This is a genomic window from Ensifer sp. D2-11, from assembly GCF_054161295.1.
Genome location: NZ_CP096434.1, coordinates 225,384 through 251,084, shown reverse-complemented (window position 1 = coordinate 251,084; position 25,701 = coordinate 225,384). Strand labels below are relative to the sequence as shown.

Annotated in this window: 20 protein-coding genes and 2 pseudogenes; 8 read left to right on the top strand and 14 right to left on the bottom strand. The window is 64.0% G+C overall.

Annotated elements, in window-relative coordinates:
* Positions 1 to 24: 24 nt before the first annotated feature.
* The 4 genes from M1D34_RS18330 to gcl all read right to left on the bottom strand — a co-directional run bounded on the left by M1D34_RS18330 (position 25) and on the right by gcl (position 4,952).
* Positions 25 to 1,293, bottom strand: coding sequence for a glycerate kinase type-2 family protein (locus M1D34_RS18330; protein ID WP_498783467.1), 1,269 nt, complete (start codon positions 1,291 to 1,293; stop codon positions 25 to 27).
* 114 nt (positions 1,294 to 1,407) lie between these two features.
* The gene (locus tag M1D34_RS18325; protein WP_498783465.1) at positions 1,408 to 2,292 is read right to left on the bottom strand and encodes a 2-hydroxy-3-oxopropionate reductase; all 885 of its coding nucleotides are present in this window, start codon (positions 2,290 to 2,292) and stop codon (positions 1,408 to 1,410) included.
* Positions 2,293 to 2,297: 5 nt separating this feature from the next.
* Positions 2,298 to 3,113, bottom strand: a complete 816-nt coding sequence (gene hyi / locus M1D34_RS18320) for a hydroxypyruvate isomerase (RefSeq protein WP_498783464.1) — start codon at positions 3,111 to 3,113, stop codon at positions 2,298 to 2,300.
* A gap of 54 nt (positions 3,114 to 3,167) precedes the next feature.
* The gene (gene gcl / locus M1D34_RS18315; protein WP_498783462.1) at positions 3,168 to 4,952 is read right to left on the bottom strand and encodes a glyoxylate carboligase; all 1,785 of its coding nucleotides are present in this window, start codon (positions 4,950 to 4,952) and stop codon (positions 3,168 to 3,170) included.
* A 169-nt stretch (positions 4,953 to 5,121) separates the two neighbouring features.
* Here gcl and M1D34_RS18310 point away from each other — a divergent pair, with 169 nt between their 5' ends.
* On the top strand, positions 5,122 to 5,943 hold the full coding sequence (locus M1D34_RS18310) for an IclR family transcriptional regulator (RefSeq protein WP_498783460.1): 822 nt from the start codon (positions 5,122 to 5,124) through the stop codon (positions 5,941 to 5,943).
* A 36-nt stretch (positions 5,944 to 5,979) separates the two neighbouring features.
* Here M1D34_RS18310 and M1D34_RS18305 read toward each other — a convergent pair whose 3' ends face one another.
* Entirely contained in the window at positions 5,980 to 8,034 is a 2,055-nt protein-coding gene (locus M1D34_RS18305; protein ID WP_498783458.1) for an SMc04171 family calcium-binding repeat protein, read from the bottom strand.
* A 179-nt stretch (positions 8,035 to 8,213) separates the two neighbouring features.
* Positions 8,214 to 9,098: a LysR family transcriptional regulator gene (locus M1D34_RS18300; protein ID WP_498783456.1), complete on the bottom strand. Its 885-nt coding sequence runs from the start codon at positions 9,096 to 9,098 to the stop codon at positions 8,214 to 8,216.
* A gap of 134 nt (positions 9,099 to 9,232) precedes the next feature.
* Here M1D34_RS18300 and M1D34_RS18295 point away from each other — a divergent pair, with 134 nt between their 5' ends.
* From M1D34_RS18295 to xth, 6 genes are all read left to right on the top strand, one after another.
* Positions 9,233 to 10,069 (top strand): bifunctional allantoicase/(S)-ureidoglycine aminohydrolase, encoded by an 837-nt coding sequence (locus tag M1D34_RS18295; RefSeq protein WP_498783454.1) that lies wholly within the window; start codon positions 9,233 to 9,235, stop codon positions 10,067 to 10,069.
* Between the two features lie 37 nt (positions 10,070 to 10,106).
* Entirely contained in the window at positions 10,107 to 12,563 is a 2,457-nt protein-coding gene (ligD, locus tag M1D34_RS18290; protein WP_498783452.1) for a DNA ligase D, read from the top strand.
* Positions 12,564 to 12,654: 91 nt separating this feature from the next.
* Entirely contained in the window at positions 12,655 to 13,539 is an 885-nt protein-coding gene (ku, locus tag M1D34_RS18285; protein ID WP_003526412.1) for a non-homologous end joining protein Ku, read from the top strand.
* Positions 13,539 to 14,624 carry a tetratricopeptide repeat protein gene (locus M1D34_RS18280; RefSeq protein ID WP_498783450.1) on the top strand — a complete coding sequence of 362 codons (1,086 nt, stop codon included), beginning with the start codon at positions 13,539 to 13,541 and terminating at the stop codon, positions 14,622 to 14,624. Before ku ends, M1D34_RS18280 begins: the two co-directional genes overlap by 1 nt.
* Before the next feature lies 1 nt (position 14,625).
* Complete coding sequence (locus M1D34_RS18275) at positions 14,626 to 15,267, top strand: alpha/beta hydrolase family protein (protein ID WP_498783448.1); 642 nt, start codon at positions 14,626 to 14,628, stop codon at positions 15,265 to 15,267.
* 7 nt (positions 15,268 to 15,274) lie between these two features.
* Positions 15,275 to 16,048: an exodeoxyribonuclease III gene (gene xth, locus M1D34_RS18270; protein ID WP_498783446.1), complete on the top strand. Its 774-nt coding sequence runs from the start codon at positions 15,275 to 15,277 to the stop codon at positions 16,046 to 16,048.
* Between the two features lie 138 nt (positions 16,049 to 16,186).
* On the opposite strand, the gene M1D34_RS18265 is transcribed toward xth, so the two are convergent.
* The 7 genes and pseudogenes from M1D34_RS18265 to M1D34_RS18235 form a co-directional block, all read right to left on the bottom strand.
* Positions 16,187 to 16,993 (bottom strand): SDR family oxidoreductase, encoded by an 807-nt coding sequence (locus M1D34_RS18265; RefSeq protein WP_498783444.1) that lies wholly within the window; start codon positions 16,991 to 16,993, stop codon positions 16,187 to 16,189.
* Positions 16,994 to 17,123: 130 nt separating this feature from the next.
* A pseudogene (locus M1D34_RS18260) lies at positions 17,124 to 17,258 on the bottom strand (SDR family oxidoreductase); the annotation flags it as partial.
* Between the two features lie 89 nt (positions 17,259 to 17,347).
* Positions 17,348 to 19,042: a M20/M25/M40 family metallo-hydrolase gene (locus M1D34_RS18255; protein WP_498783442.1), complete on the bottom strand. Its 1,695-nt coding sequence runs from the start codon at positions 19,040 to 19,042 to the stop codon at positions 17,348 to 17,350.
* Positions 19,043 to 19,212: 170 nt separating this feature from the next.
* Positions 19,213 to 20,866 (bottom strand): annotated as a pseudogene (locus M1D34_RS18250) (DHA2 family efflux MFS transporter permease subunit).
* Entirely contained in the window at positions 20,863 to 21,960 is a 1,098-nt protein-coding gene (locus M1D34_RS18245; protein WP_498783440.1) for an HlyD family secretion protein, read from the bottom strand. Before M1D34_RS18245 ends, M1D34_RS18250 begins: the two are co-directional and overlap by 4 nt.
* 86 nt (positions 21,961 to 22,046) lie before the next feature.
* Positions 22,047 to 22,460 carry a cupin domain-containing protein gene (locus M1D34_RS18240; protein WP_028003808.1) on the bottom strand — a complete coding sequence of 138 codons (414 nt, stop codon included), beginning with the start codon at positions 22,458 to 22,460 and terminating at the stop codon, positions 22,047 to 22,049.
* Between the two features lie 78 nt (positions 22,461 to 22,538).
* Positions 22,539 to 23,291 (bottom strand): SDR family oxidoreductase, encoded by a 753-nt coding sequence (locus M1D34_RS18235; protein ID WP_498783438.1) that lies wholly within the window; start codon positions 23,289 to 23,291, stop codon positions 22,539 to 22,541.
* Positions 23,292 to 23,542: 251 nt separating this feature from the next.
* On the opposite strand from M1D34_RS18235, the gene M1D34_RS18230 reads away from it, so the two are divergent.
* A complete protein-coding gene (locus tag M1D34_RS18230; RefSeq protein ID WP_498783436.1) occupies positions 23,543 to 25,138 on the top strand; it encodes a winged helix-turn-helix domain-containing tetratricopeptide repeat protein in 1,596 nt (531 codons plus the stop codon).
* A 46-nt stretch (positions 25,139 to 25,184) separates the two neighbouring features.
* Here M1D34_RS18230 and M1D34_RS18225 read toward each other — a convergent pair whose 3' ends face one another.
* Positions 25,185 to 25,652, bottom strand: a complete 468-nt coding sequence (locus M1D34_RS18225; protein ID WP_498783434.1) for a YbhB/YbcL family Raf kinase inhibitor-like protein — start codon at positions 25,650 to 25,652, stop codon at positions 25,185 to 25,187.
* Positions 25,653 to 25,701 lie beyond the last annotated feature (49 nt).

Below are 25,701 nucleotides of genomic sequence, written 5' to 3'. Positions count from 1 at the left end.
ATTGTCTTTGGGCGCCGGCACCGATCACTGGATCAGCACCGCCCTGAAATCATTGACGTTCGTGCCGGTCGGGCCCGGCTTGAAAAGGTCTCCAAGCGCATCGAAGGCCGCCCAGCTGTCGTTTTTGTGAAGCAGCGCAGCGGCATCCAGGCGCCGCGCCAGCAGGCGGGCGATCGTCGTATGATCGGCGAAGGCACCGGCATTGTCCTCGGATCCGTCGATGCCGTCGGTGTCCGCAGCGAGCGCCGAGATCCCGCCGATGCCGTCGATGCCGAGCGCCAGCGACAGCAGGAACTCGCTGTTGCGCCCGCCGCGTCCTTCGCCCCGGACCGTCACCGTCGTTTCGCCGCCCGAGAGCAGGAGGGCGGGCTTCGGAAAGGGCCGGCCGCGCAGCGCCGTCTCGCGCGCAATCGCCGCATGAACAAGCCCGACGTCGCGCGCCTCCCCTTCGATCGCATCGGAAAGAATGACGGCCTCGATACCCAAGGCCCGGGCCCTGGACGCCGCGGCCTCCAGCGAGACGCCTGCCGAAGCGATCAGCCGCACCTCGTTGCGGGCAAAGCGCGGATCGGAAGGTCTCGGCGCATCCGCCGCAGCAGTTGCCAGCCAGCGCATGACCTTTTCCGGCAAAGCGAGAAGATAGCGCTCGACGATCTTCAGAGCGTCCTCGCGGCTGGCTGCGTCGGCGATCGTCGGGCCGGATGCGACCAGCGCCGCGTCGTCGCCCGGAATATCGGAGACGACGAGGGAGACGACCCTGGCCGGATGGGCCGCAGCGGCCAGGCGGCCGCCCTTGATCAAGGAAACGTGCTTGCGTACCGCGTTCATCGCGCTGATCGGCGCGCCTGACGCGAGAAGCGCCCGATTGACGGCAATTTCATCCTCGAGCGATAGCGCCGGCGGTGGTACGGGCAGGAGCGCCGAACCGCCGCCGCAGATCAGCGCCACGACCAGGTCGTCCCCGGTCAGGCCGCTGACCGCCGCGAGGAGCCGCTTCGACGCCTTCATCCCGCCCTCGTCCGGCAAGGGATGGGAGGCTTCGAGCACCTCGATATTCTTGCAAGGCGCGCCGAAGCCGTAGCGCGTAACGACCACGCCGCTGAGCGGCCCCTCCCAGGCGGTTTCGAACGCCCGGGCCATCTGAGCAGCGCCCTTGCCGGCTCCGATGACGACCGTGCGCCCCTTCGGCCGCTCCGGCAGATTTGCGGCGATGACGCGTTCCGGATCAGCGGCGGACACCGCAGAGGCGAACAGGCTCTCCAGGAATTGACGCGGGTTGGCGATGGCGGCCATTGTTCCTCCCGTTTGAGAAATGCGCGGGCGGCGGCTCCTCCTTCCGCCGCCCGGATGCATGATCTCCACGGCGGATGAGGCCGCCGGCCGATCATGCGCGTCCTCGATCGCGACTTATGCGACCTCGTGGTTCGCCATCCGCTCGAGCGCCCGCACGAGCCCGGAATGGTCGAGCCCGCTGTCGCCATTGGCGGCGCAATTGTTGAAGAGTTCCTGGGTGGCCGCCGTGTTCGGCAGCGAGATGCCGAGGCTTTTCGCTCCCTGCAGCGCGAGGTTCAGGTCTTTCTGGTGCAGCGAGATGCGGAAGCCCGGCTCGAAGGTACGCTTGATCATCCGATCGCCATGGACTTCGAGGATGCGCGACGATGCAAAGCCGCCCATCAGTGCCTCACGGACGCGGGCCGGATCGGCTCCTGCCTTGGACGCGAAGACCAGCGCCTCGGAGACTGCCTCGATGGTCAGCGCCACGATGATCTGGTTTGCGACCTTGGTGACCTGGCCGTCACCGCAATCGCCGACGAGCGTGATGTTCTTGCCCATCAGCTTGAAGAGCGGCAGGGCGCGTTCGAAGGAGCTCGCCTTGCCGCCGGCCATGATGCTGAGAGAGGCGTTCTTGGCGCCGACCTCGCCTCCGGAAACCGGCGCGTCGATATATTCGGCACCGGTTTCGCGGACCTTCTTGGCGAACTCCTTCGTCTCGATCGGCGAGATGGAGCTCATGTCGATGACGAGCTTGCCCTCGCCCAGGCCGTAGTAGACGCCATTCTCACCGAACAGGACGTCCTTCACTTCCGGCGTATCCGGCAGCATCAGGATGATCGTGTCGACCGTCTCCGCGAGCGCCTTCGGCGTTTCGACGATTTCCAGCCCGTTGTCGACGAGCTCCTGGCGCGGCGGGATGACGAAATTGGACGTGATGATCTTGTGGCCGGCATCCTGAAGGTGGCGCGCCATCGGCGTGCCCATGATACCCAGTCCAATGAAACCGATAGATGCCATCGTGCTTAGCTCCTGATTTGGATGATGTCTGCGGATTGTTTGCGCTGGCGCTCGGTGCCGAGCCACCCAAGTCCTTCCGCTGTCGTCGCCAGCGGCTTGTATTCGCACCCGATCCAGCCGTCGTAGCCGGCCGCTTCCAGCGCGTCGAAGACGAAGGGATAGTTGATCTCGCCGGTGCCCGGCTCGTTACGCCCGGGATTGTCCGCAAGCTGTATGTGCGTGATCTTTTCGCGGTAGCGCCTGTAGGTGCCGGCAAGTTCGCCCTCGGTGCGCTGCTGGTGGTAGAGGTCGTACTGGATGAAGAGGTTATCGCTCCCGACCTCCTCGATGATCGACGCCGCCTGCCCGACCGTGTTGAGATAAAAGCCGGGAATATCGAAGGGGTTGATCGGTTCGATCAGGAGGCGGATGCCGCCCTTGCCGAGTTCGGCCGCCGCAAGCTTCAGATTGGCGACGAGGGTCGTGCGCAGCACGCTGTCGGGTACACCGTCCGGGGCAATCCCCACGAGGCAATTGACCTGGCGGCAGCCGAGCGCAGTCGCATAGTCGATGGCCGTTGCGACCCCCTTGCGGAATTCGTCGATGCGATCCGGCAGGATCGCGATGCCCCGTTCGCCGCCGGCCCAGTCGCCGGCCGGCAGGTTGTGCAGCACTTGCGTCAGGCCGTGGCGGTCGAGTTCGCCGCGCAGCGCCGTCTTATCGAACTCGTAGGGAAAGAGATATTCAACACCTTCAAACCCCGCCTTGGCGGCCAGTGCGAAACGGTCGAGGAACGGCGCCTCGTTGAACAGCATCGTCAGGTTCGCAGCAAATCTCGGCATGCGATCACTCCTCTGTGGTAAGCGGGATGCGGGTGGAACCGCGTAGGACGTTCTTCAATCGAGAAGGGCGGCAATTGCGGTCGGGGCATCCTCGCCGCGCTCGGCGAGTTCCTCGAACTCGACGACCGCGTTGATGTCCGCGCCCATGGCGATGTTGGTGACGCGCTCCAGGATGAACTCGATGACGACGGGCACCTGGTGCTCTTCCATCAGCGCCTGCGCCCGATCGAAGGCGTCGGCGAATTCATTCGGGCTCCTGACACGGATCGCCTTGCAGCCGAGCCCCTCGGCAACCGCCACGTGGTCGACCCCGTAACCCTTCTCCGCGTCGCCGTCGGCATTGATGTTTTCAAAGGCCAGACTGACCTCGAAATCCATGTTGAAGCCGCGTTGAGCCTGACGGATAAGCCCGAGATAGGAATTGTTCACGACGACATGCAGGTAAGGCAGCTTGTGCTGGGCGCCGACCGCGAGCTCTTCGATCAGGAACTGGAAATCGTAATCGCCGGAAAGAGCAACGATCTGCCGGTCCGGATCGGCGGCCCGCACGCCGAGTGCCGCCGGCAGCGTCCAGCCGAGCGGACCGGCCTGGCCGCAATTGATCCAGTTGCGCGGCTTGTAGACGTGCAGGAATTGCGCGCCGGCGATCTGGCTCAAGCCGATGGTCGAGACGTAGCAGGTGTCGCGGCCGAAAGACTTGTTCATCTCCTCATAGACGCGCTGGGGTTTCAGCGGGGTCTGATCGAAATGGGTCTTGCGCAGCATCGTCCGCTTGCGCTCGCGGCACTCCTCGGCCCAGGCAGACCAGTCGCGCAACTTGCCGGCCGTCTTCCATTCGGTCGCGACGTCGAGGAAGAGCTTGAGCGCGGCACCCGCGTCGGAGACGATGCCGAAATCGGGCGCGAAGACGCGGCCGATCTGCGTCGGCTCGATATCGACATGGATGAACTTGCGGCCTTCCGTATAGGTCGGGATGTTGCCGGTGTGGCGGTTTGCCCAGCGATTGCCGATGCCGAAGACGAAATCGGAGGCGAGCAGCGTCGCATTGCCGTAACGATGCGAGGTCTGCAGACCGCACATGCCCGCCATCAGCGGGTGGTCGTCCGGGATGACGCCCCAGCCCATCAGCGTCGGAACGACCGGAACGCCGGTGATCTCGGCGAATTCGGTAAGGAGATCGGAGGCGTCCGCATTGATGATGCCGCCGCCGGCGACGATCAGCGGCCTCTCTGCCTCGTTGAGCATGGCGAGCGCCTTTTCGGCCTGCGCACGGGTGGCGGCGGGCTTGTAGGCGGAGAGCGGCTCATAGGTTTCCGGATCGAATTCGATCTCGGCAAGCTGGACGTCGACGGGCAGGTCGATGAGGACCGGCCCCGGCCGACCCGAGCGCATCAGGTGGAAGGCCTTCTGGAAGACGAAGGGGACCAGCGCCGGCTCCATGACGGTGACCGCCCATTTGGTGACCGGCGCCGCGATCTTCGCGATGTCGACCGCCTGGAAATCCTCCTTGTCGAGACGCGCACGCGGCGCCTGCCCGGTGATGCAGAGGATCGGGATCGAATCCGCGGAGGCCGAATAGAGGCCGGTGATCATGTCCGTGCCGGCCGGGCCGGAGGTGCCTATGCAGACACCGATATTGCCGTGCTTGGCGCGGGTGTAGCCCTCCGCCATGTGCGAAGCGCCTTCGACGTGGCGAGCGAGTATGTGACGGATCGATCCGCGCGCCCTGAGGGCCGAGTAGAATGGATTGATCGCCGCGCCGGGTACGCCGAAGGCGCAATCGATCCCTTCTTTTTCCAGAACATAAACCGCTGCATCGACTGCGCGCATCTTGGCCATGGGAACTCCTCCTGTTTGTATGGAAGGTAAATCCATGCAGCATCTGTTTCAACGCATTTATGGAAATCATTCCCATCATATGGAAATAAAGATTTTCAACAAATAGGAGAAAATCGGATGCAATGGCTGTAGAGCATGATCTCAGGCGGCAAATGATTTGGAGACTGGCATGGACGCGAACGGCAGGGGCAAGAGGGGACGCAAGGCGGGAGAGAACGCCGCGCCGGCTTCCGTTCAGGTGCTGGACAGAAGCCTGTCCCTGCTGGCGATCATCGCCGAAGGCGACGGCTCGACCTTGACCGCGCTTTCGGAGCGGTCAGGCATGGCGCCTTCGACCGTGCACCGGCTGCTGACGTCTCTCGCCCAGCACGGGATGGTGGCGAACGACGCGGAGGCCGGCACGTGGACCGTCGGCGTCAAGGCGTTCGAGATCGGCAACGCCTTCCTGCGCTTTCGCAAGCTCGGCACGATCAGCCGTCCATTCCTGAAGCGGCTCATGGACGAAAGCGGCGAGACGGCGAATATCGGCATAGAGGAAGACGGCGACGTGGTTTTCATCTCCCAGGTCGAAAGCCACGCGCCGATGCGCGCCTTCTTCCGTCCCGGGCGGCGGGGGCCGATCCACGCGTCCGGCATCGGCAAGGCCATTCTTTCGACCTGGTCCGATACGGAGATCGCCAAGACGCTGAGCGGCAGAACGCTCGCGTGCTTTACCGGGCGGACGCTCGCCACGCTGCCTGATCTGATCCGCAACGTTCAGGAGATCCGGTTTCGCGGCTGGTCGGTCGATGACGAAGAGCACACGCTCGGCATGCGCTGCATCGCCGCCCCGCTCTTCAACGAGTACGGCGAGGCGATCGGCGGCATCTCGATCTCCGGCCCCACCGTCCGCATCGACGACGAGAGACTCGGCGTGCTCGGCCCGGCCGTGCGCCGCACAGCGGACGAATTGACGCGCGCGATCGGCGGGCACAGGCCGGAGGAAGGCTGAAGGCGCGTCGCATCCAGCATCGAGCTCACCGGAGAATCAAACGAAACCGAAGACCAGATCGCTCGCCGTCAGAGCTGCAAGCGAAGCGTTCGCAATCAGGATCCCGTCCGTATCGGAACCGCTGAAGGCGACATGAATGCCGGCGTCCGTATCGGTCGCGGCGGCGACGAAATCGGCGTAATCGCGAATGCCGGTCCTGTCTGAAGCGGCAGCGGAAAAGGCTATGACGTCGCCGCTGCTTATGCTGAAGTCGACAATACGGTCTATGCCGCTCTGTCCGGCGATTTCGTCCGACCAGAGAAACGTGTCCGCTCCGCTGCCGCCGATCAGCGTATCGGTGCCGTTGCCGCCGCTCAAAAGGTCGTCATGCGCGCCGCCCTCGAGCCGGTCTTCGCCATCGCCGCCGAACAGCCGATCCCACTCCGAATATCCCCGCAGGATGTCGTTTCCGCCTCGCCCTTCGAGAAGATCGTTGCCGCTCAGGGCATCGAACACGTCGTTACCGTTTCCACCCCGGAGCGTATCGTTCCGAATTCCGGTCGTTACCGTGAAATCCTCGATATTGGTGAAGGTCAATCCAGTCTGGAGTGCTCCCAGCGTCGCATCGAAGTCGATTGCAACCGAGAGCGATCCGAGGCCCAACTGAAGCAGGTCGCGCCCCTCGCCGCCATCGACTTCTCCCTTGAAGGCCGCCCTGAAGGCGTCATTTCCGTCGCCGCCGAGCATCACCGATCCATCGCCCAGGCTGCCGCGTCCGGGAATGGCGTCCGCAATCCAGTCGTCGCCAGCGCCCCCGTCAAGAATGTCCCTCCCGCCGCCATTGGCGAGCGTGTCCATGCCGTCGCCGCCAAAAGCAACATCGTCACCGAGACCGGTGGTTATCATGTCGTTGCCCGCGCCGCTCTCGATGCGGTCGTTGCCGTCCTCGCCGTGGAACGCATCACGCTCGGCTCCCCCTTCGAGGCGGTCGTCCCCCGCGCCGGCATATACGAAGGAGACAAGGAGATCGGTCGTGATCACCGTATCGTTGCCGGCTCCGAGCCCAAGACTGGCTAATTCTATGTTGCGGAAGACCGTTCCGGTCGACGCCGTCCCTGCAATGAAGTCGATGGTGACGTCGCTCGTACGTGATCGTTCCTCGATCCGGACCGAATCCTCGCCCTCGCCGCCGTCGACCGAAGCGGAATAAAGTGTGGTCGTAATGAGGTCGGTGCCATCGCCGCCCGAGAGATGATTGACGCCGCGCCCATCGGTGATCGAATCGTTGCCCGCTCCGCCGTCGACGACATCGTCTCCGGCATCCGTCCTGATGGCGTCTCCGAGGGCGCTCCCCTGGACACGGTCGTTTCCGCTGCCAGTGATCACCTCGATCCGCTCGATCTCGCTATACTGGGCGAAGACGTGGCGCTCGTCCGGAGTTCCGCTTCCGATGATCGCGTGGCCGGTGTTCGCGTTGAACACGACACCGTCCGAGGTCGCAGCCAGATCGATTGTCAACGTATCGTCTCCAGCGCCTCCGATTACGGTGCTGCCGGTACCGACGAGCACGAAGCGGTCGTTCCCGTCGCCGCCCTCGAGCCGGTCGTAGCCGCCCGTACTCGTGATGATGTCGTTTCCGGGCCCCGCGGCGACGACGTCGATGCCGGCTCCGGTCGAGATCCTGTCGTTGCTTACCGTTCCCACGATCCGGTCGTTTCCACTTCCGGCAACGAGACGGACCCACTCGACGTCGTGGAAGAAGATGTGCCGTTCCTCGGCGCTGCCATATCCGATGATGCCGTGGCCGCTGGCACCGTTGAAGACCAACTGACCGGACAGCGCCGAGACATCCACTGTCAGCCCATCGTAGCCGCTGCCGCCGGTGACGGCGCCGCCGGTGCCGGTCAGGACGATGTGGTCGGCGCCGGCGCCGCCGTCGAGCCGGTCATAGCCGCTCGAACTCGTCAACACGTCGTCTGAATCACCGCCGTCAACGAAATCGTCGCCGCCACCCGCGTCGATCGTGTCGCCACCGTCCAAGCCCCAGATACGATCGGTCTCATCCGTACCTTGAAGTATATCATAACCGCTCGAACCCACGATCGTCGCCATGACGCCATTCTCCCTGACCGATTAAGGTCGCGGCACCCCATTGCACCACAACATCAAGACTGCAGTCAATGTATAACTATTAGTATTTATCAGCAACTCCGGTGATATGGATAATATAATACGGATTTATTTCTAAAATCGTATTAGATTTTTTCAATTTGGGAAGTATAACCCCAGCATCAATCGTGTAGTCCGGCGAGCCTTTGCGCTGCCTCCAGAAAGGCTGCGATGACGGGTCCGGGGTTCGGCCGGCTGATGACGTACACGTCGGCTTCCGGCGCGGGGTCGGCGAGCGGCCGGTAGACGACGCCCGGCCGCGAAAGAGTGCTGATGCATTCCGGGACGAGTGCCACGCCGAGCCCCGCGGCGACGAGGCTGGTGAGGGAATATGATTCCACGACCTCGTTCGTGATATCGGGTACGAAACCCGCCGCCACGCAGCAATCATGCAGGTAGCGGGCAAAGCGGGAGTCCGCGAGCCTCAGGAAGACGAAGTTTTCCTTTCGGAGATCACCGAGCTCGATCGTCTCTGAACCCGCCATGCGATGGTGATCGGGCAGGGCCACGCCCACCTTCTCGTGCCAGGCGACATGCGCAACGAGGTCCGGATTGTTTCGAGGCCTGCGCACGAAACTGAGGTCGGTGCGATGGGAGAGCAGGGCCGCCTCCTGCGCCTCGGGGTCCATCTCATGGATACGGACGAACACGCCGGGCCATGCATCCCGGAACCGCGCGATCAGGTTGGACAACGGCCCCAGCAGCACCGAGCCGGTCGTCGCTATGTTCAGCGTTCCTACCTGCCCGGAACCGATGGCGCGCGCCTGGTGGGTTGCGTGCTCCACCTGACCGAGGATCATCCGGGCATGTTCGAGAAAATTGGCGCCCGCCTCGGTCAGCTCGACATTACGGCTGGAACGCTCGAACAGCCGCGTGCCGATTTCCGCCTCCAGATCCCTGATCTGCTGGCTCAAGGGCGGCTGCGAGATGTTGAGGCCCCTGGCGGCTGCAGTGAAACTCGCGGCATCGGCCACCGCAACGAAATAGCGCAGGTGACGTAGCTCCATGGCATAACCCTATCGATACGTTGTTACTCTGGATCGAGTTGAACAATATATTGGACGTATCGCGGAGCAAGCCGGTAAAGTCGTTGCAGAGAGGCGGAGGCACCGTCTCCGCCACGCATCTCGATGGGACTCACATGCAGAAGAACTACTATTTTCCGGAAGGCGGCCATCCTCCTCAGACCAACCTGCTTACCGACCGCGCCATCTTCACCGAGGCCTATGCGATCATTCCAAAGGGCGTCATGCGCGACATCGTGACGAGCTATCTGCCCTTCTGGACGAACACACGGCTCTGGGTCCTGTCGCGACCGCTTTCCGGCTTCGCCGAGACCTTCTCGCAATATATCATGGAGGTCGGCCCTTCCGGCGGCAGCAACAGGCCGGAGACGGATCCCCGCGCCGAAGCAGTGCTGTTCGTGGTGGACGGCGAGTTCCATCTGATGCTCGGCGACGAGACGCATCTGATGCAATCCGGCGGCTATGCCTTCATCCCGCCCGGCACCGAATGGAGCCTCAGAAACGAATCCGGTGCGCCGACGCGCTTCCACTGGATCCGCAAGGCCTATGAGAAGGTCGACGGGGTTCCCCTTCCCGAGCCGATCGTCACCAACGAGCGCGAAATCCCACCCTCCCCCATGCCGGAAACGGACGGGCGCTGGGCCACCACCCGCTTCGTCGATCCTTCCGACATGCGCCACGACATGCATGTCACGATCGTGACCTTCGAGCCCGGCGGCGTCATCCCGTTCATGGAAACCCATGTGATGGAACACGGGCTCTACGTGCTCGAAGGCAAGGCCGTGTACCGACTCAACAATGACTGGGTGGAGGTGGAAGCAGGCGACTATATGTGGCTCAGGGCGTTCTGCCCGCAGGCCTGCTATGCCGGCGGACCGGGCAAATTCCGCTACCTGCTCTATAAGGACGTGAACCGCCACATGACGCTCGGCAATCCGGGCAGGCTCGCCTGATATTGCAGCCTGCCGCGATCCGCCATAGCTTGGGCGCATGGCGACGCCGAAGCTGGAGGCCTACCGCAAGAAGCGGGATTTTTCGAAGACGCCGGAGCCGGTCGGAAATCTGACCGGCGGCGGCAATCGCTTCGTCGTGCACAAGCACCATGCGACCGCCGACCACTACGATTTGCGGCTTGAGGTCGACGGCGTGCTGAAAAGCTGGGCGGTGCCGAAAGGTCCGTCGCTCAATCCGGCCGACAAGCGGCTGGCGGTGGAGACGGAGGACCATCCCCTCGGCTATATCGACTTCGAGGGCGTGATCCCCGAAGGCGAATATGGCGGCGGTCCGATGATCGTCTGGGACAAGGGCGTCTGGGCGCCGATGGGCGATGTCGACGACGACCTGCGCAAGGGCGCCTTCAAGTTTCGCCTGGCAGGGGAGAAACTCAACGGCGGATGGATGCTGGCCCGTCTGAAGCCTCGCCCGGGAGAGGAGGACCAGCGCAACTGGCTCCTTTTCAAGGAGCGCGATCCGGCCGCCGACACATCGATCGATATTCTTGCCGCCCGGCCGGAAAGCGTCAAGTCCGGCCGGCGGATCGAGGAACTGGTGGAGAAGCCGAAGGCCCCGCCAAAGCCGGTCAAGCTCAATCCCGGCGCGCTTGCCGGTGCGGTCAAGGCCGCACCACCCGAACGCATCGAACCTCAACTCGCAACACAGACGATTCTCCCACCGGAAGCCGAAAAGCACTCGAAAAAGCCCGAGCTCTGGCTGCACGAGATCAAGTTCGACGGCTATCGCACCATGGCCCACGTGGCGGACGGAAAGGTGCGCCTCGTCACCCGCGGCGGCCTCGACTGGACGAAGCGCTACGGAGACCTGCCGGAGGCTTTCCGGCGGCTGCCGTGCCGCGATGTGATCATCGACGGCGAGATCGTCGTGCTGGACGGGACGGGGGTCAGCCGCTTCGCGCTGCTGCAGGATGCGCTTTCCACCGGCGCCGGCAACAGCCTCGTCTTCTACGCCTTCGACCTCCTGCATCTCAACGGCTGGAATCTTTTCGACGTCCCGCTCGAAAAGCGCAAGGCACTGTTGAAGCAATTGCTTGCAGGGCAGGTCTCAAGCCGCTCGGCGATCCAGTTCAGCGATCATGTGCTGGGCGAAGGGCGCGCGCTTTACGACCGAGCCTCCGAGATGGGCCTGGAAGGGATCGTCTCCAAACGCATCTCGGCACCCTACCGAAGCGGCCGGTCGAAGACCTGGACCAAGACGAAGGCGCTGAAGGCGGAGGATTTCGTGATCGTCGGCTACACCGTTTCGGAGGCGGCCGAGGGCATTGCGTCGCTTGCACTCGGAGAGTGGGCCGACGGCGAACTGGAATATCGCGGCAAGGTCGGAACCGGCTTCGACGCGCAGATGCTCAAGGAGTTGCTCGCAAGGCTCGAGCCCTTGCACGCCGGCGCCGCAAAGATCGAGGGAGCGCCGAGGGAGATCATCTGGGTGCGGCCCTTGCTCCGGGCGCATATCCACTACGGCAACCGGACGACCGACAACGTCCTGCGTCACGCCGTCTTCAAGGGGCTCCGCGACGTCGAGCTGTCGACGCCGGTTTCCATGTCGAGAAAGCGTCTGATCTCGGACGCGGACCTCGCCGGCATATCGATCACCAACCCGACCCGGCGGCTCTTCGGCAAATCCGGCCCGACCAAGCTCGACCTCGCCGTCTATTACGCGATGATCGGCGACTTCATGCTGCCGCATATTCTCGGCCGTCCCGTTTCGCTGGTACGCTGCCCGACCGGCCGGACGCAGGATTGCTTTTTCCAGCGCCATCCCTTTACCGGCATGCCGCCTTCGGTCGCGACATTCCAGGCAACCAACTCGGAGGGCGAGGCGAAAACCTACCTGTCGGTGGAGGACGCGAGAGGATACCTGGCGCTGGCGCAGTTCGGCGTCGTCGAATTCCACAATTGGGGGACGACGCGCAAGCTGCTCGGCAAGCCGGATCGCGTCGTCTTCGATCTCGATCCCGGCGAGGGCATCGCCTGGCGCGAGGTGGTCGAGGCCGCGATCCACATCAAGGCCGAACTCGAGGCGCTCGCCCTCGTGCCCTTCGTAAAGACATCGGGCGGCAGTGGAGTGCACGTCGTCGTACCGGTCGTGCCGAAGCTCGACTGGAAGAAATTCCATCAGGCGACGAGCGCGCTCGCGACCCGTCTCGCGGCCACCGCTCCGGACACCTTCACCACCACCATGGGCAAGGACAACCGCATAAGGCGCATTTTCATAGACTTCCATCGCAACGCCCGCAGCCATACCTGGGCGGCCCCCTATTCGCTGCGCGCCCGCACCAATCTGCCCGCCTCCACCCCGCTCAGCTGGGCGGATCTGGAGACTATCGACGCTCCGGCGGATTTGAACTATTCTTCGCTGCCGGGCCTTCTGGCCACGTCCGGCGATCCCTGGGCCGATATCGACGACTTCGCGAGGGATCTGCCTATACTGTAGTCGTTGAGGCGCGGGATGCAGGCGGAAACCGCATGCACTTTCCTCATCCCGCTCTGGCAGATGTGATCGTAGTGCCGCGTAGGAGACAACCATGGCACCCAGGGCAAGTTGGAAGGGCTATATCAGACTGAGTCTCGTGAGCTGTCCGGTGAGGCTTTACCCCGCCACCAGCGCAAGCGAGCGCATTTCCTTCAATCAGCTTCACAAGGACACCCATAACCGGATCAACATGAAGCCCGTCGATCCGGAGCTCGGCCTCGTCGAGCGTTCGGACCTCGTGAAGGGCTACGAATACGAAGACAAGAAATACATCATCATCGAGGATTCGGATCTGGAAAGCGTCCGGATCGAATCCAATCACACGATGAACATCGAGGCTTTCGTCGACGCGGGTTCCGTCGACGTCATCTATCAGGACGCCCCTTATTACCTGGCGCCCGACGGGGCCATGGCCGAGGAAACCTTCGTCGTCCTGCGTGAAGCTCTGCGCCGAAGCGGGAAGCTCGCGATCGCCCGTCTCGTGCTGTCCAGCCGCGAAAGGGTGGTGACCATCGGTCCGCGCGAGACCGGAATGTTCGTCTGCACCTTGCGCAATCCCAACGAGGTGCGCGGCACGGCGGATTATTTCGGCAACATTCCGGTCGGCAAACCGGATCCCGAGATGCTGCAGCTTGCCGAAGCGCTCATCGAGCAGAAGACGACGACCTTCGATCCGAAGCAGTACGAGGACCGCTACGAGGTCGCGCTGATGCAGATGATCCGCGAGAAGCTCAAGGGTCACAAGCCGATCATTGCGCAGGCGCCCGAACGCGGCAACGTCGTCAATCTCATGGATGCCCTGAAGGCGAGCCTTTCCCAGGCCAAGCCGCCCGCCCGGAGCAAGCCCAAGGCGGAGCCCGCAGCAAAGGAGCCCGCTGCCAAAGCCGCGGCGGCGAAACGCGTAACGGCTAAACCCGCGGCCAAGAAGAAAGCCTGATGGCGGTTGCCGGTCGGACATTCGGTATCGTGGGCGCGCTCGCCGCCTTTCCGCGGCGGCTGGCGGCTCGCGAGGTCGAGCGCCAGGGCGGGCACCTCAGGCGCGGTGTCAACAGGCAGACGAAGTTCGTGGTCTTCGGGCGCGGGCTGCTCGCAAAGGCGTCCGAAGCGGAGATCGAGGCCCGCTTCGAGAGCGAAAGCGGGCAGCGTCGGCGCGTGCTCAGCGAAAACGGCTTCCTCCGCCTGCTCGGACTGGCGAGCGCCCCGGAAACATCGGCGCTGACGCGGCAATCGCTCGTCGACCAGTCCGGGCTCTCCCCTCGCCACCTCGATCTTCTGTCGTTGTTCGACGCTTTCGAGCATGACGGCGAGCCCTATTCTTTCCGCGATCTGATCCTCGCCAGAAAATATGCGGGACTGATGGCCAGCGGCGCCGGCTGGGGCGCGATCGCGCGCTCGGTCCACCGCTCCGGAAACGTCGCCTCCCTCACGGCGCTCTCGCTGCACCACGATGGCAAGGATACGATCTATGCGCGACGCGCCGAGGGCCTGAGCGAGCTCGACGGTCAATTGCTGCTCGACGTCGGCTCTCCCGACGAGGAGGCGCTCGAAGATCTCTTCGCTCAGGCCGAAGCGGCCGAAGAGGCGGGGGAATACGACCAGGCGGCCGCGTTCTACCAGCGCTATCTCGCCATCGACCGCACCGACGAGGTTGCAGCCTTCAACCGCGCCAACTGCCTCAGGGCCGCCGGGCGGGAGGCCGAAGCGGCGCATGACTATGCCCGCGCCATCAAGCTCGATCCTTGCTTCGTCGAGGCCTGGTTCAATCTTGCCGGGCTGATGGGCGAACGTGGGCGCACGGACACGGCCAGGCGGCATCTGAGGAGAGCGATCGAAATCGATCGCGATTACGCCGATGCCATCTTCAACCTGGCGAAGCTGGAGTTCGATGCCGGCAATCTCGCCGAAGCCCGCCGCTGGTGGATGCGTTACCTCGAGCTCGATCAACATTCCGAATGGGCACGCGCCGCCGAGCGCGGCGTGCAGTTCGTGAACCTTCATCTCCTCTCCAGAACGGCTGGCTGACATGAACGGAAAATTCCTGTTCGACGGGCCGGGCGATGCGCCCGTCACCATTCTCCTCGCGCATGGAGCCAGCGCGCCGATGGATTCGACTTCGATGACCGCGGCCGCCATGGCGCTTGCAGGGGTGGGTTTTCGCGTCGCCCGCTTCGAGTTCGGCTATATGGCAGCCCGGCGCACTGCCGACGGCCGCAAGCCCCCGCCCCGCGCGGAAACGCTCAATCCGGAGTATCGGGCGGCCATTGCCGAGCTCGGCGCCCAAGGCACCCTCGTGATCGGCGGCAAGTCCATGGGCGGTCGCGTCGCCAGCATGGTCGCCGACGACCTTCATGCCGAGGGCAAGATCGCCGGGCTCCTTTGCCTCGGCTATCCCTTCCATCCCCCCGGAAAACCGGACCAGGTGCGCACCCGGCACCTTACCGATCTCAAGACGCCGGCACTGATCTGCCAGGGGACCCGCGACGAATTCGGCATCCGCGACGAGGTTTCGCGATACACCTTGTCCGACAGGATCGAACTTCTCTGGCTAGAGGACGGCGACCACGACCTCAAGTCGCGCAAGACAGTCTCGGGCTTCTCGACCGCAGATCACCTGAAGACGCTGGCCGAGGCGGTTGCGCGATGGGCGGATCGCCTCGCGCCTTGAGCTCCTCATGAAGATCGCGACCTTCAACATCAACGGTGTGAACAAGCGGCTCGACATCCTCTTGACCTGGCTCGCTGCGGCCGAGCCGGACGTGGTTTGCCTGCAGGAGCTCAAGGCGACGGACGGACAGTTTCCGAGAGCCGCGATCGAGGCGGCCGGTTACGGTGCCGTCTGGCGGGGCCAGGCCGCCTGGAACGGCGTTGCCATTCTCGCCCGCGATTGCGAGCCGGTGCTCACGCGAACCGGATTGCCCGGCGATCCCTCGGATACGCAGAGCCGCTACATCGAAGCTGCGGTGAACGGCATCCTGATTGCGTCGCTCTATGCGCCCAACGGCAATCCGCAGCCCGGGCCGAAATTCGACTACAAGTTCGCCTGGCACCTGCGCTTCAACCAGCATGCCGCCGCGCTGCTCGAGACGGGCGTGCCGGTGGTGCTCGCCGGCGACTACAACGTCGTTCCGGAACCACGCGACATCTATCCGACCCGCTCCTACGACGACAACGCCCTCGTCCAGCCGGAAAGCCGCGCAGCCTTCCGGAGCCTTGTCGATCAGGGCTGGCTCGACGCGCTGCGCAATATCCACCCGAAAGAACAGCTCTTCACTTTCTGGGACTACCGCCGCAACCGCTGGCAGCGCGACGCCGGCCTTCGCCTCGATCACATTCTCCTGAGCCGCAAGCTCCGGCGCCGCCTGACTGGCGCCGGCATCGACCGGGAGATCCGTGCGCTTGAAGGGTCGAGCGACCATGCGCCGGTATGGGTGTCGCTGCGGGATTAGAGCGTCTCATGTTTCATTGGAACACTGTCGCGCTGCAACTCCTTGACGCTACGCACTTTTCTAGTGTTCTGAACGCTGATTGGATTGCAATTTGCCGCAGGACGGTCTTCTTCGGTTGCAACGGAAAAAATGCCCGTTTCAAAGGCAGCTGGTGATGCCACCGTCGACATAGAGTATGTGACCGGTGACGAAGCTCGATGCGGCGGACGCCAGGAACACGGCGGCCCCTGCCAACTCGCCGGTATCGCCCCAGCGGCCAAGCGGCGTTCTCTGCTCGAGCCATGTCGAGAACTTCTCGTCCGAAACCAGCGCACTGTTCAGTTCTGTCTTGAAGTAGCCCGGCGCAAGCCCGTTGACGCGGATGCCGTATCGTCCCCAGTCGAGCGCCATGCCTTTGGTCAACATTTTGAGCCCGCCTTTAGACGCGGCGTAGGGCGCTATCGAGGGACGTGCGAGTTCGCTCTGCACCGAACAGATATTGATTATCGTTCCCTCGCGGCGTTCGATCATCCCCTGGACGACCGCCTGGCCGACAAGGAAAGCACTCGTCAAATTGGTTTCGATGACGCGCCTGAAGGCGTCTTCCGGGAATTCGTGAAGCGGCGTGCGGTGCTGTATTCCGGCTTCACCGTGGGAACCTCGGCCTTCGACGTCACCAAGTCGGCCGAGATTGGCCGAGCGGTGGCAAATATTCTGGCCGAGCGAGGCCGTATCGACATTCTGGTCAACAATGCCGTGCTCTTCGAGTTCCGCGCGTGCACCGGCAAGGCGCGCCTCGTCGCGGCCGTTGAGGATGACTGACGCCCCCGCCTCGCAAAGAGCGCGTGCCATGGTGAGGCCGAGCCCGCCGCTCGATCCGGTAATCAGGGCGACGCGGCCGCTCAGATCGAAAAGCGCGGGAAGACCGCTTATCCGCGGCGCGGCGTTTGAGGCGCCATCCATCATGTCTCGGGCTCCTTGGACGGGCATGCCACTCGGCACGGCGGGCATGGCGGAGCCTTGGCTCCGCTGCCCACCCGGAACATAAGAGAAAACAGGGTTGTGGTACAGTTCCTTACCGGCGGGCGAGGTGGGATCAGCGTCCCATCCAGCCGCGATCCACGGTCAGGATCGTGCCCGAGACGTAATCGGATGCCGCCGAGGCCAGGAACACCCCCGGGCCGGCAAAGTTCTCGGGCCGGCCCCAGCGGCCGGCGGGGATGCGCGCGAGAGTGGAGAGCATTCCCAAAGCTTGATGTCCCGCGCCGGGGAATCCTAGCGAGCGTTAGCTGACGATTTCCTGCCGATCCGCGTGCCGCGTCAGTTTCGGTGACTGTCGTCGCCGAGGAAGGTCCGGGCGATGTCGGAGACGATATCCGGGAGGACCCTGAACGCGTAGGGTTCATGGACGCGCTCGAACTTCTGGTGAAACTCCCGTCCCCAAGGTCCGAGATTGACGGTCGGAAAACGCAGCGCGTTCTCGGGTGGCCGATCGACCAGGCGTGAGATCGGGGTATTGTCCGAAACGACCTGGCTGCCGCTTGCGGCGAGCCCCAGGAAACTCATGTCGGAGATTCCGTAGAAATGCGGCTTCCAGATGAGGCTTCGCGCGGGATCGTTGCCAAGACCGGCACGCGCCTTCTCGATCGCCTGATGAAGGGAGCGGTCGTTTCCTTCCGCCAGGCGCAGATGGCTGGGCGGATAATGCAATCCGGAGAAGCCGATGACGATGGCGGGGCCGGAAAGGCGCGCGATACCGACGAGCCATTCGGTCAGTTGCCGCGTAGCGACGAGCGGGTTGTCGCTCTGGGAGAATTCCCTTTCCTTCTCGGCATAAGATGCGTCGAAGCGGTGTCCGAAAACGCGTGCAGCCGCCGCCCGCAATTCCTGGAACGAAAGGAGGCGCGGCTTGGCTGGTAGGGCGCCCGCACTTCTGCCGACGAGCTTGCCGTATTCCGCCGACTGTGCCGCAAACTTCTCGATGGCTTCGTTCGCGCCAGTCAGCACTTCCTCTCGGAAGCGCGCAAAGAGTGCGTCCGCCGTCATCGAATGGTAGAGCCAGTTGAAAGCGATCCAGAAACGCTCCGGCGTCGTCACCTCGTAACCGTCGCGCAGATCCTTCGCTTCGAGGCAGATCGGGGGCGGCGAGATGTCGTTGTCGTCGCGATCCGCCAGGAAAGCGTTCCCTTCCAGGCGTGCCAGGATCCCGGCCGCCATGGCCTGTGCGCTCACCCCTTCGAAGGGGTAGCTCGCATGAGAGCTGCAGCCGATCACCAGGGCAAAGGGTAGAAGCTTGCCGATCGTGCCGGCGTAAACGGCCCGTCCTTCGCTGCCGTCGCCCTGATCCGAGGTCACGTCGAGGTTGATGCCCCCGGCGATTTCGATATCGAAATCCCTGACCAAACCGGGCAACGCGTCCCGGAGCGATCGCATTCCCCGGCTTTCGCGTTCCTCGTCGGGGGTGGCGACCAGCATGAGATTGCCCAGTCGGTCCGTGTCGGCCGCGAATTGTTCGAGACAGGCGATGGCCACGGCGAGTCCGCTCTTCATGTCGAGCAGGCCGCGGCCGGGGAGGAAGTCGCCACTCGCCAGATCCTGCAGGGCCCGCTCTTCCTGTTCGGATCGGTCGGTGCGCGCCGACAGGCTTTCGATGAGTGCATCCTTGAGCGCTAGGCTGTCGCATGCCAGGGCCTTGAGCTCGTGATAGTTGTCGGTCGACACCGTGTCGAAGTGGCCGGCCATGACCAGCGTTCGCTTACCCGTGCCGCGAACGAGCGCAACGACATTGCGGGTCAGCGGTTCGCCGTGACTTGCAACGAGGCGCAGGTCTTGCGGATGCTCCCGAAAATAGGGGAGTTCACCGAGAAGACCGTGGAGGCGATCCGCGAAGGACGCTTCGCCCGGCGTGCCGGTTTCACTCGGCCAGGACGTCATGCGCAGAGCGAATTGCCGCACGCGATCGCTGTCGATGCGGCCTCTGGCGAGAGAAACGGTCTTTTGTCGTGCGTTGCTCATCGTGTCTCCGTCTTCAGTTCGACAGATGCTTTCGAACGAACTCGCGCGTGCCGTCTTCACCAAAGGTGTGTGGGACGTGATTGCCGAGACTGAGGTTTCGACAATCTCGGAACCGAACGAGCTGATCTCGACGGTACGGGTAACTGACGGTGTCTCGAAAAGCGAGATGTTTATGATGCCGGGACGCGCTTGATCGGAAAGGTGGTGGTGACCCGACGGCTTGGCCGCCACACCGGCGCGGCCTTTTTCAGCACGGGCTTTTGCATATCGCGAGAGGCCGATCTTGATGCCGACCAGCACGGGGGCGGCAATGACGAAGAGTAGAGCGATCGCGTTGAAGGCGGTGTCGAAAGCGATGACGGTGGACTGACCTGCCACGGCGCGGCCGAGAAGGCTCGCCGCTCCGCGGCTCGCGGCGGCCGCGTCCATCCCTTTTGCCGTCAGCAGTGCAGCACTCGTCGTCAGCCGCTCGGCGACCGCAGGGGCTCCCGCGGTGACGTTGGCGCCAAGGACCGCGAGATTGTGGGAGACGTTGTGCTCGATCAGGGTCTGGAGTGCGCCGACCCCTATGAGTCCGCCGAGCTGGCGGCCCGTGTTGAAGAGGCCGATGCCGGAGGCGAGATTTCGGCTGTTGAGATTGCTGAAGGCGATCAGGGTGATCGACAGGAACAGGAAGCCAAGGCCAGCGCCGCGCAAAAGGATCGCTGCCATCATGTCGCCCGCACCGCTTTCGCTGGTCGACCCGGACAGCATCCACATCGCCGCCATGATCATCAGGATGCCGAAGGGCACGGTGGCGACCGGAGGAACACGGCGGAACTGCATGACAAAGGCGGCGATGAGGAGCGCGCCGATGAAGAGTGCCCCGCTCGGCAGCAGGAGCTGCCCGGCGTCTGTCGGCGTGAAGGCAAGGACGGACACGGCAAAGGACGGGATCAGGAACGCGCTCCCGAACAATGCGGCGCCGGCGACGAAACTCACGATGAAGGCGAAGCAGAAATCCTCCGTTTCGAACAGGGTGAAGTCGAACAGGCCCTGTCCTTTGGCGAGCACCTGCTGGCCGAGAAAGGCAAGAAGCGTGGCCGTACCGATCACTGCCAGCCACAGGATTCGCGGTTCTTCGAGCCAGTCCCACCGGCTGCCCTGGCTGAAGACGTAGGTGAAGCAAAAAAGCGCAATGGAAATCAGGGAGAAGCCGATCCAGTCAAACCGCCGCCGCGCCGCTCGTGCGGGCATCGGCGCTTCCGCGATCAGCAGAAGCCCGGCAGCCGCCAGCGCCAGCGGAACGATGCTGAAGAAGATCCATGTCCAGGACTGGCTATCGAGCAGCCAGCCCTGAAGCGCCGGGGCGATCGTCGCCGGAGCGACGACGGACCCCATCGCGAACAGCGCCTGGAGGATCGGCTGGCGGGATCGCGGAAAGGCGAGAAAGATGATCGCCTGGCCGCCGACGAGCAGGGTGCCGCCGGAAAAGCCCTGAATCATTCGAAGAGCGACGAGGAGGTCCAGCCGGGCCGTCATGGCGGCAATGCCGCACGCCATGCCCATGGCGAGGGTCGAGCCGACGATCAGGCTGCGCGGATCGAAGCGGCTCATCAGCCAGGAGGCGGCCATGAACCCGATAAGCTTGAAAGCGGTGTAGCCGACATCCACCCAGGCGAACTCGTCGGCCGTCGCATATGTGTCGCCGATGATATCGCCGCGCCCGAGCGAGAGCACGGTGCTGGCGATCGCCTCGGTCAGCGTCGCAAGCACTATGCCGGCGACGAGAAGGCTCCCTGCCATGGATATGTCGCGGTTCGGCGTGGCGGTGGCGATGGTCATGAACCGCTCTCCAGATCGATCTCGACGCGCGCCGACAGGCCCGGCACGAGGCGGCCCGCCAGCGGATTGCCGGCAAACCGGATCTTCACCGGAACGCGCTGGACGACCCGGACGAAGTTGCCCGTGGCGTTGTCTGCTGGCAGCAGGCTGAAGGCAGAGCCGCTGCCGGGCGCAAAACTGTCGACCACGCCTTCAAGCGCTCCGCTCGGGTACCCATCGATGGTGATGCTGGCGCGTTGACCGGGCCGGATATGTTCGAGTTGGGTTTCCTTGAAATTCGCGACGATCCATACATTGTCGAGCGGAACGATATCGAGCAGGGAAGCGCCCGGCGCAACGAGCCGGCCGACGCGGACCTGCCGGTTGCCGATGACGCCGCCGACGGGCGCGCGCACCACGGTGCTCTCGAGATCGATCCCGGCAAGGTCGCGCGCGGCCTCCGCCTGCGCCACCGCAGCAACGGCGCCTTCGCGCTGCGCGGCAAGCACGGCGATGCGCTGCTGCTGAGCCTCGACCGTTGCGGAAGCCGCCAACACGTTCGCCTCGGCCCTCGATTTCGCCGCGTCGCTTTCGTCGACATGGGCCTGGCTGATCGTGTTGCTGCGGATAAGCGCGCGGCGGCGGTCAGAGGCCTTGGCCGCAAGATTCAACTCGGCCACGACCGAACGTCGCTGCGCTTCGGCCTGGCGGATCAGGGCATGCTGAAGCGCCATCTCCGCATCGACGTTGGTCAGCCGCGCCTGGGCCGCTTCGACATTGGCCACCGCTTGCGCAAGCTTTGCGCGGTAGTCCCTATCGTCGATCCGGAAGAGCACGTCGCCCGCCCGGACCGCTTGGTTGTCCTCGACCTCGACCGCCATGACGTAGCCCGCGACCTTTGGAGCAAGCGAGGTAAGATCCCCCCGGACATAGGCGTTGTCGGTCGACGCCCCTCCACTCTCGAGCGCCCAGGTCCACCCGGCAACCACGACGACGACCGCCCCCAGGCACAGCGCCAGGCCGATCATCTTTTTCCTGTTGCGTCGCGCCACTGCGACACCGTTCCCGGACCTTGCGCCGGTGATGATCGCGACCTTGTCCTCGAGCGATTCCATCTTCTCAATTCCTGTTGGTGACGGTTGCAGCAGCCCTGCCGCAGGGGTCTGCGCCAGAGCTGCAGCGTTGATGAGCGCCCTTCCGTTCACTCCTTGACGGGTGTCGTCAGCTCCTTTTCCTCGGTATCGAGAACGAACACCGCCAGCAGCCGTGCAGGTTCCGTGTCGCTAGCGTTCGCACTTACTTCATGTTGGGAGCCTGGATCTTCGTAGAAGTTTTCGCCGACCTGATAGACCTTTTCCGGCGAGCCGTTGACGCTGCTGCGGATCGCGCCTTCGAGCACCGTCGCATAGATGAAGGCAGATTTCGGATGCGTGTGGGCGGGCGAACCGCCGCCGGGTCCGTATTCGACAAGGACGCCCCTCATGCTTTTGCCGGGCACGTTCGGAAGGGCGTGGTCGAATACGACGGTCACCTTGCCGGCAGGCCGGTCGCCCGCCGAGGCTGCAGTGAACGAGAGCGCTGCCAGAGCAACGGCCGAGAGGAATCGCGTGAACATTTCAGTTCTCCTTTGAGAGTGCCTTGGTGTGGGCGCGGCCCGGTGCCGCGTCGGCTTTTTCGATTGTTCGCGGGAGCCTCAGGCCGCGGTTTGGCGGCCGAGCCAGTCCTCGAAGCGGATCGCGCCGAGGCGCGGGTTCTTGCCGGGGGTCAGCGATTGATCGTCAAGCACGGCGCCGAAATAGCGCGCGTGGACATCGGGCAGGACCTTGCGCGGGTCCTCAGTCGACCGCAGGAAGCGCCTGACCAGTTCATCGAGCGGTATCGCCTCGGGACCGGCGACTTCGAGCGTGCCGTCGACCGGCGGTGCGACCGCGACCTCGGCGAGCGCCGCCGCCACGTCGTCGGAGGCGATCGGCTGGATCAGCGCCGGCGACAGGCGGATCTCGTCGCCGACGGCCGCCGACTGGGCAATGCCGCCGACGAACTCGAAGAATTGCGTGGCACGCAGGATGGTGTAGGGAATGCCGGATGCCTTGATGAGGTTTTCCTGCGCGACCTTCGCACGAAAATACCCGTTGTCGGGAAGACGTTCGCTGCCGACGATCGACAGGGCAACGTGGTGGCGGACGCCGGCGGCAGCTTCAGCAGCCAGCAGGTTGCGGCCCGACGTCTCGAAGAAATCGAGCACGGCCTTGTCCTCCCACACCGGCGCGTTCGCCACGTCGACGACGACATCCGCACCGTCCAGCGCACCCGCGAGGCCCTCGCGGGTGATGGTGTTCACGCCCGTGTTGGGGGCGGCTGCGAGCACATCGTGGCCGCGCTCGCGAAGGTTCTTCACAAGTTTCGATCCGATGAGGCCGGTGCCTCCGATAACGACGATCTTCATCGCTTGTCTCCGCTTCTCTCGACTGCAACCATTGCCGTCGGTCTGAACGGAGAGTGCCTGCGAGCATCAGGGAAGTCCCTGTGGCGGGCTTGAATTGCCCTTCAAGGAAGCTTGGATTTCCGTCCAAAGGAGAGGTTGTTCGACCGGCATGCCTTGCTGCCGGCGGTGCAGCCAGTTACGCGATGCCGTGCTATCAGATATTATTCGCCAGTTGCCCGGATAGCGAGCGCGGCCGGCCAGGGGATGCCGAAGTGCAGTTCATGTTTGGAGACTACGTGCTCGACAAGGAGCGCCGGGAACTCACCCGGCGCGGACAGGTCGTGTCCGTCGGACCGCAGGTCTTCGACCTCCTGCTGCATCTGGTCGGCACCCGCGACCGCGTCGTCAGCAAGGACGAGTTGCTCCAGGCGGTGTGGGGCGGCCGCATCGTCTCGGAATCGACGATCACCAGCCACATCAATGCGGTTCGCAAAGCCATCGGCGACACCGGCGGGGAGCAGCGCCTGATCCGGACGGTCGCCCGCAAGGGCTTCCGCTTCGTCGGCGACATCAGGATCGGCGGGATCGCAGAAGTCCGACAACCCGTCGGGCCAGGCGCCGCGTTACAGACCTCCGGCGGAGCGGGAGAAACACCCTCCGCGCTCGTCCTTCCGGACAAACCCTCCATCACCGTCCTGCCCTTTCAGAATCTCAGCGGCGATCCGGAGCAGGAATATTTCGCCGACGGCATCGTGGAGGACATCATCACGGCCCTCTCGCGCGTCCGCTGGCTGTTCGTCATCGCCCGCAATTCGAGCTTTAGGTACAAAGGCCGGGCGGTGGAGGTGAAGGACGTCGGCAGGGAGCTTGGCGTGCGCTACGTGCTGGAAGGCAGCGTGCGCAAATCCGGAAACAGGGTGCGCATAACCGGGCAGCTCATCGACGCGACGACGGGGACGCATCTTTGGGCGGAGCGCTTCGAGGGTACCCTGGACGACATTTTCGAGCTGCAGGACCGGATGGCGGAAAGCGTCGTCGGCGCTATCGCACCTCAGGTCGAGCGGGCGGAAATGGAGCGCGCCAAGCGCAAGCCGACGGAAAGCCTCGACGCCCATGACTATTATCTACGCGGAATGGCAAAACTGCACAGCGGAACCCATGAAGCAATCGAGGCCGCACTGCCCTTGTTCTATCGGGCGATCGAGCTCGATCAGGAATTTGCGTCTGCCTATGCCGGGGCGGCCTGGTGCTATTTCTGGCGCAAATTGAATGGCTGGATGGTCGATCGGGCCGAAGAGATAGCCGAGGGAGCGCGCCTGGCGCGGCGCGCAGTCGAACTCGGCCGTGACGATGCCGTAGCGCTGACGAGAAGCGGGCACGCGCTCGGACATCTCGTCGGAGACCTGGACGGCGGCATCGCGCTCATCGACCGGGCACGGCTGCTCAATCCCAACTTCGCCCCCGCCTGGTTCCTCGGCGGCTTCCTGCGCGTTTTCCGTGGTGAACCGGAGAGTGCGATCGAGCATATCGAGCACGCCGCCCGTCTGAGCCCGCTGGACCAAGAAATGTTCCGGATGCAGGCCGGAACGGCACTCGCGCATTTCTTCGCCGGCCGCTTCGATTCCGCCCTGGTCTGGGCGGAAAGGGCGCTGGGAAACCTGCCCAGCCTGCTTGTCGCGGTCGCCCTGGTGGCGGCGAGCCATGCGCTTGCCGGGCGCTCGGAGGAAGCGCAGAAGGCGATGCAGCGCCTACGCCGGCTCGACCCGTCATTGCGCGTCTCCACCCTCCGGGACTGGCTGCCGATTCATCGCCCGGAAGACCTCGCCCGATTTGCGGACGGACTGCGGCTGGCCGGATTGCCCGAGTGACCGGATGCGGGGGGAAAGCCGCTAGACACACCGTTTCTGGAAGTGCTTACATCTGGCCTTCGTATGTGCCGACGATCTCCGCCTCGCCGATGAGATGCTTGCAGGCCCTCTCCCAGGCTTCTGCCGCGCCCACGTCGTCGGGGATCGAAAGATTGGCCGCGTCGAGGGCGGCAAGCCTGAACCGGTAACGGTGCACGCCTGTTCCGGAAGGCGGCTGCGGCCCGTCGTAACGGGCGTTTCCGAAATCGTTTTTGATGAACTTGATCCCACGTTCGGGTCCGGTATCGACCGCTTGCGGAAGCTCGGTCCAGCTGCCGGGAATGTTGATGATCGCACAGTGGCGGAACAAACCGCTCACCGCATCGGGATCCTCGACGATCAACGCGAAGCTCTGCGTTCCCTCGGGCGTACCCGTCCATTTCAGCGGCGGGAACAGGTTCTCGCCGAAGCGGGAATATTTCTGCGGTATCGGCTGGCCGTCGGCGAATACGGGACTGATCAGACTGAAGGTCATCAGTTGCCTCCTTCCATGTACGAGCAAATGCCGCAGCGATCCTTGCGCG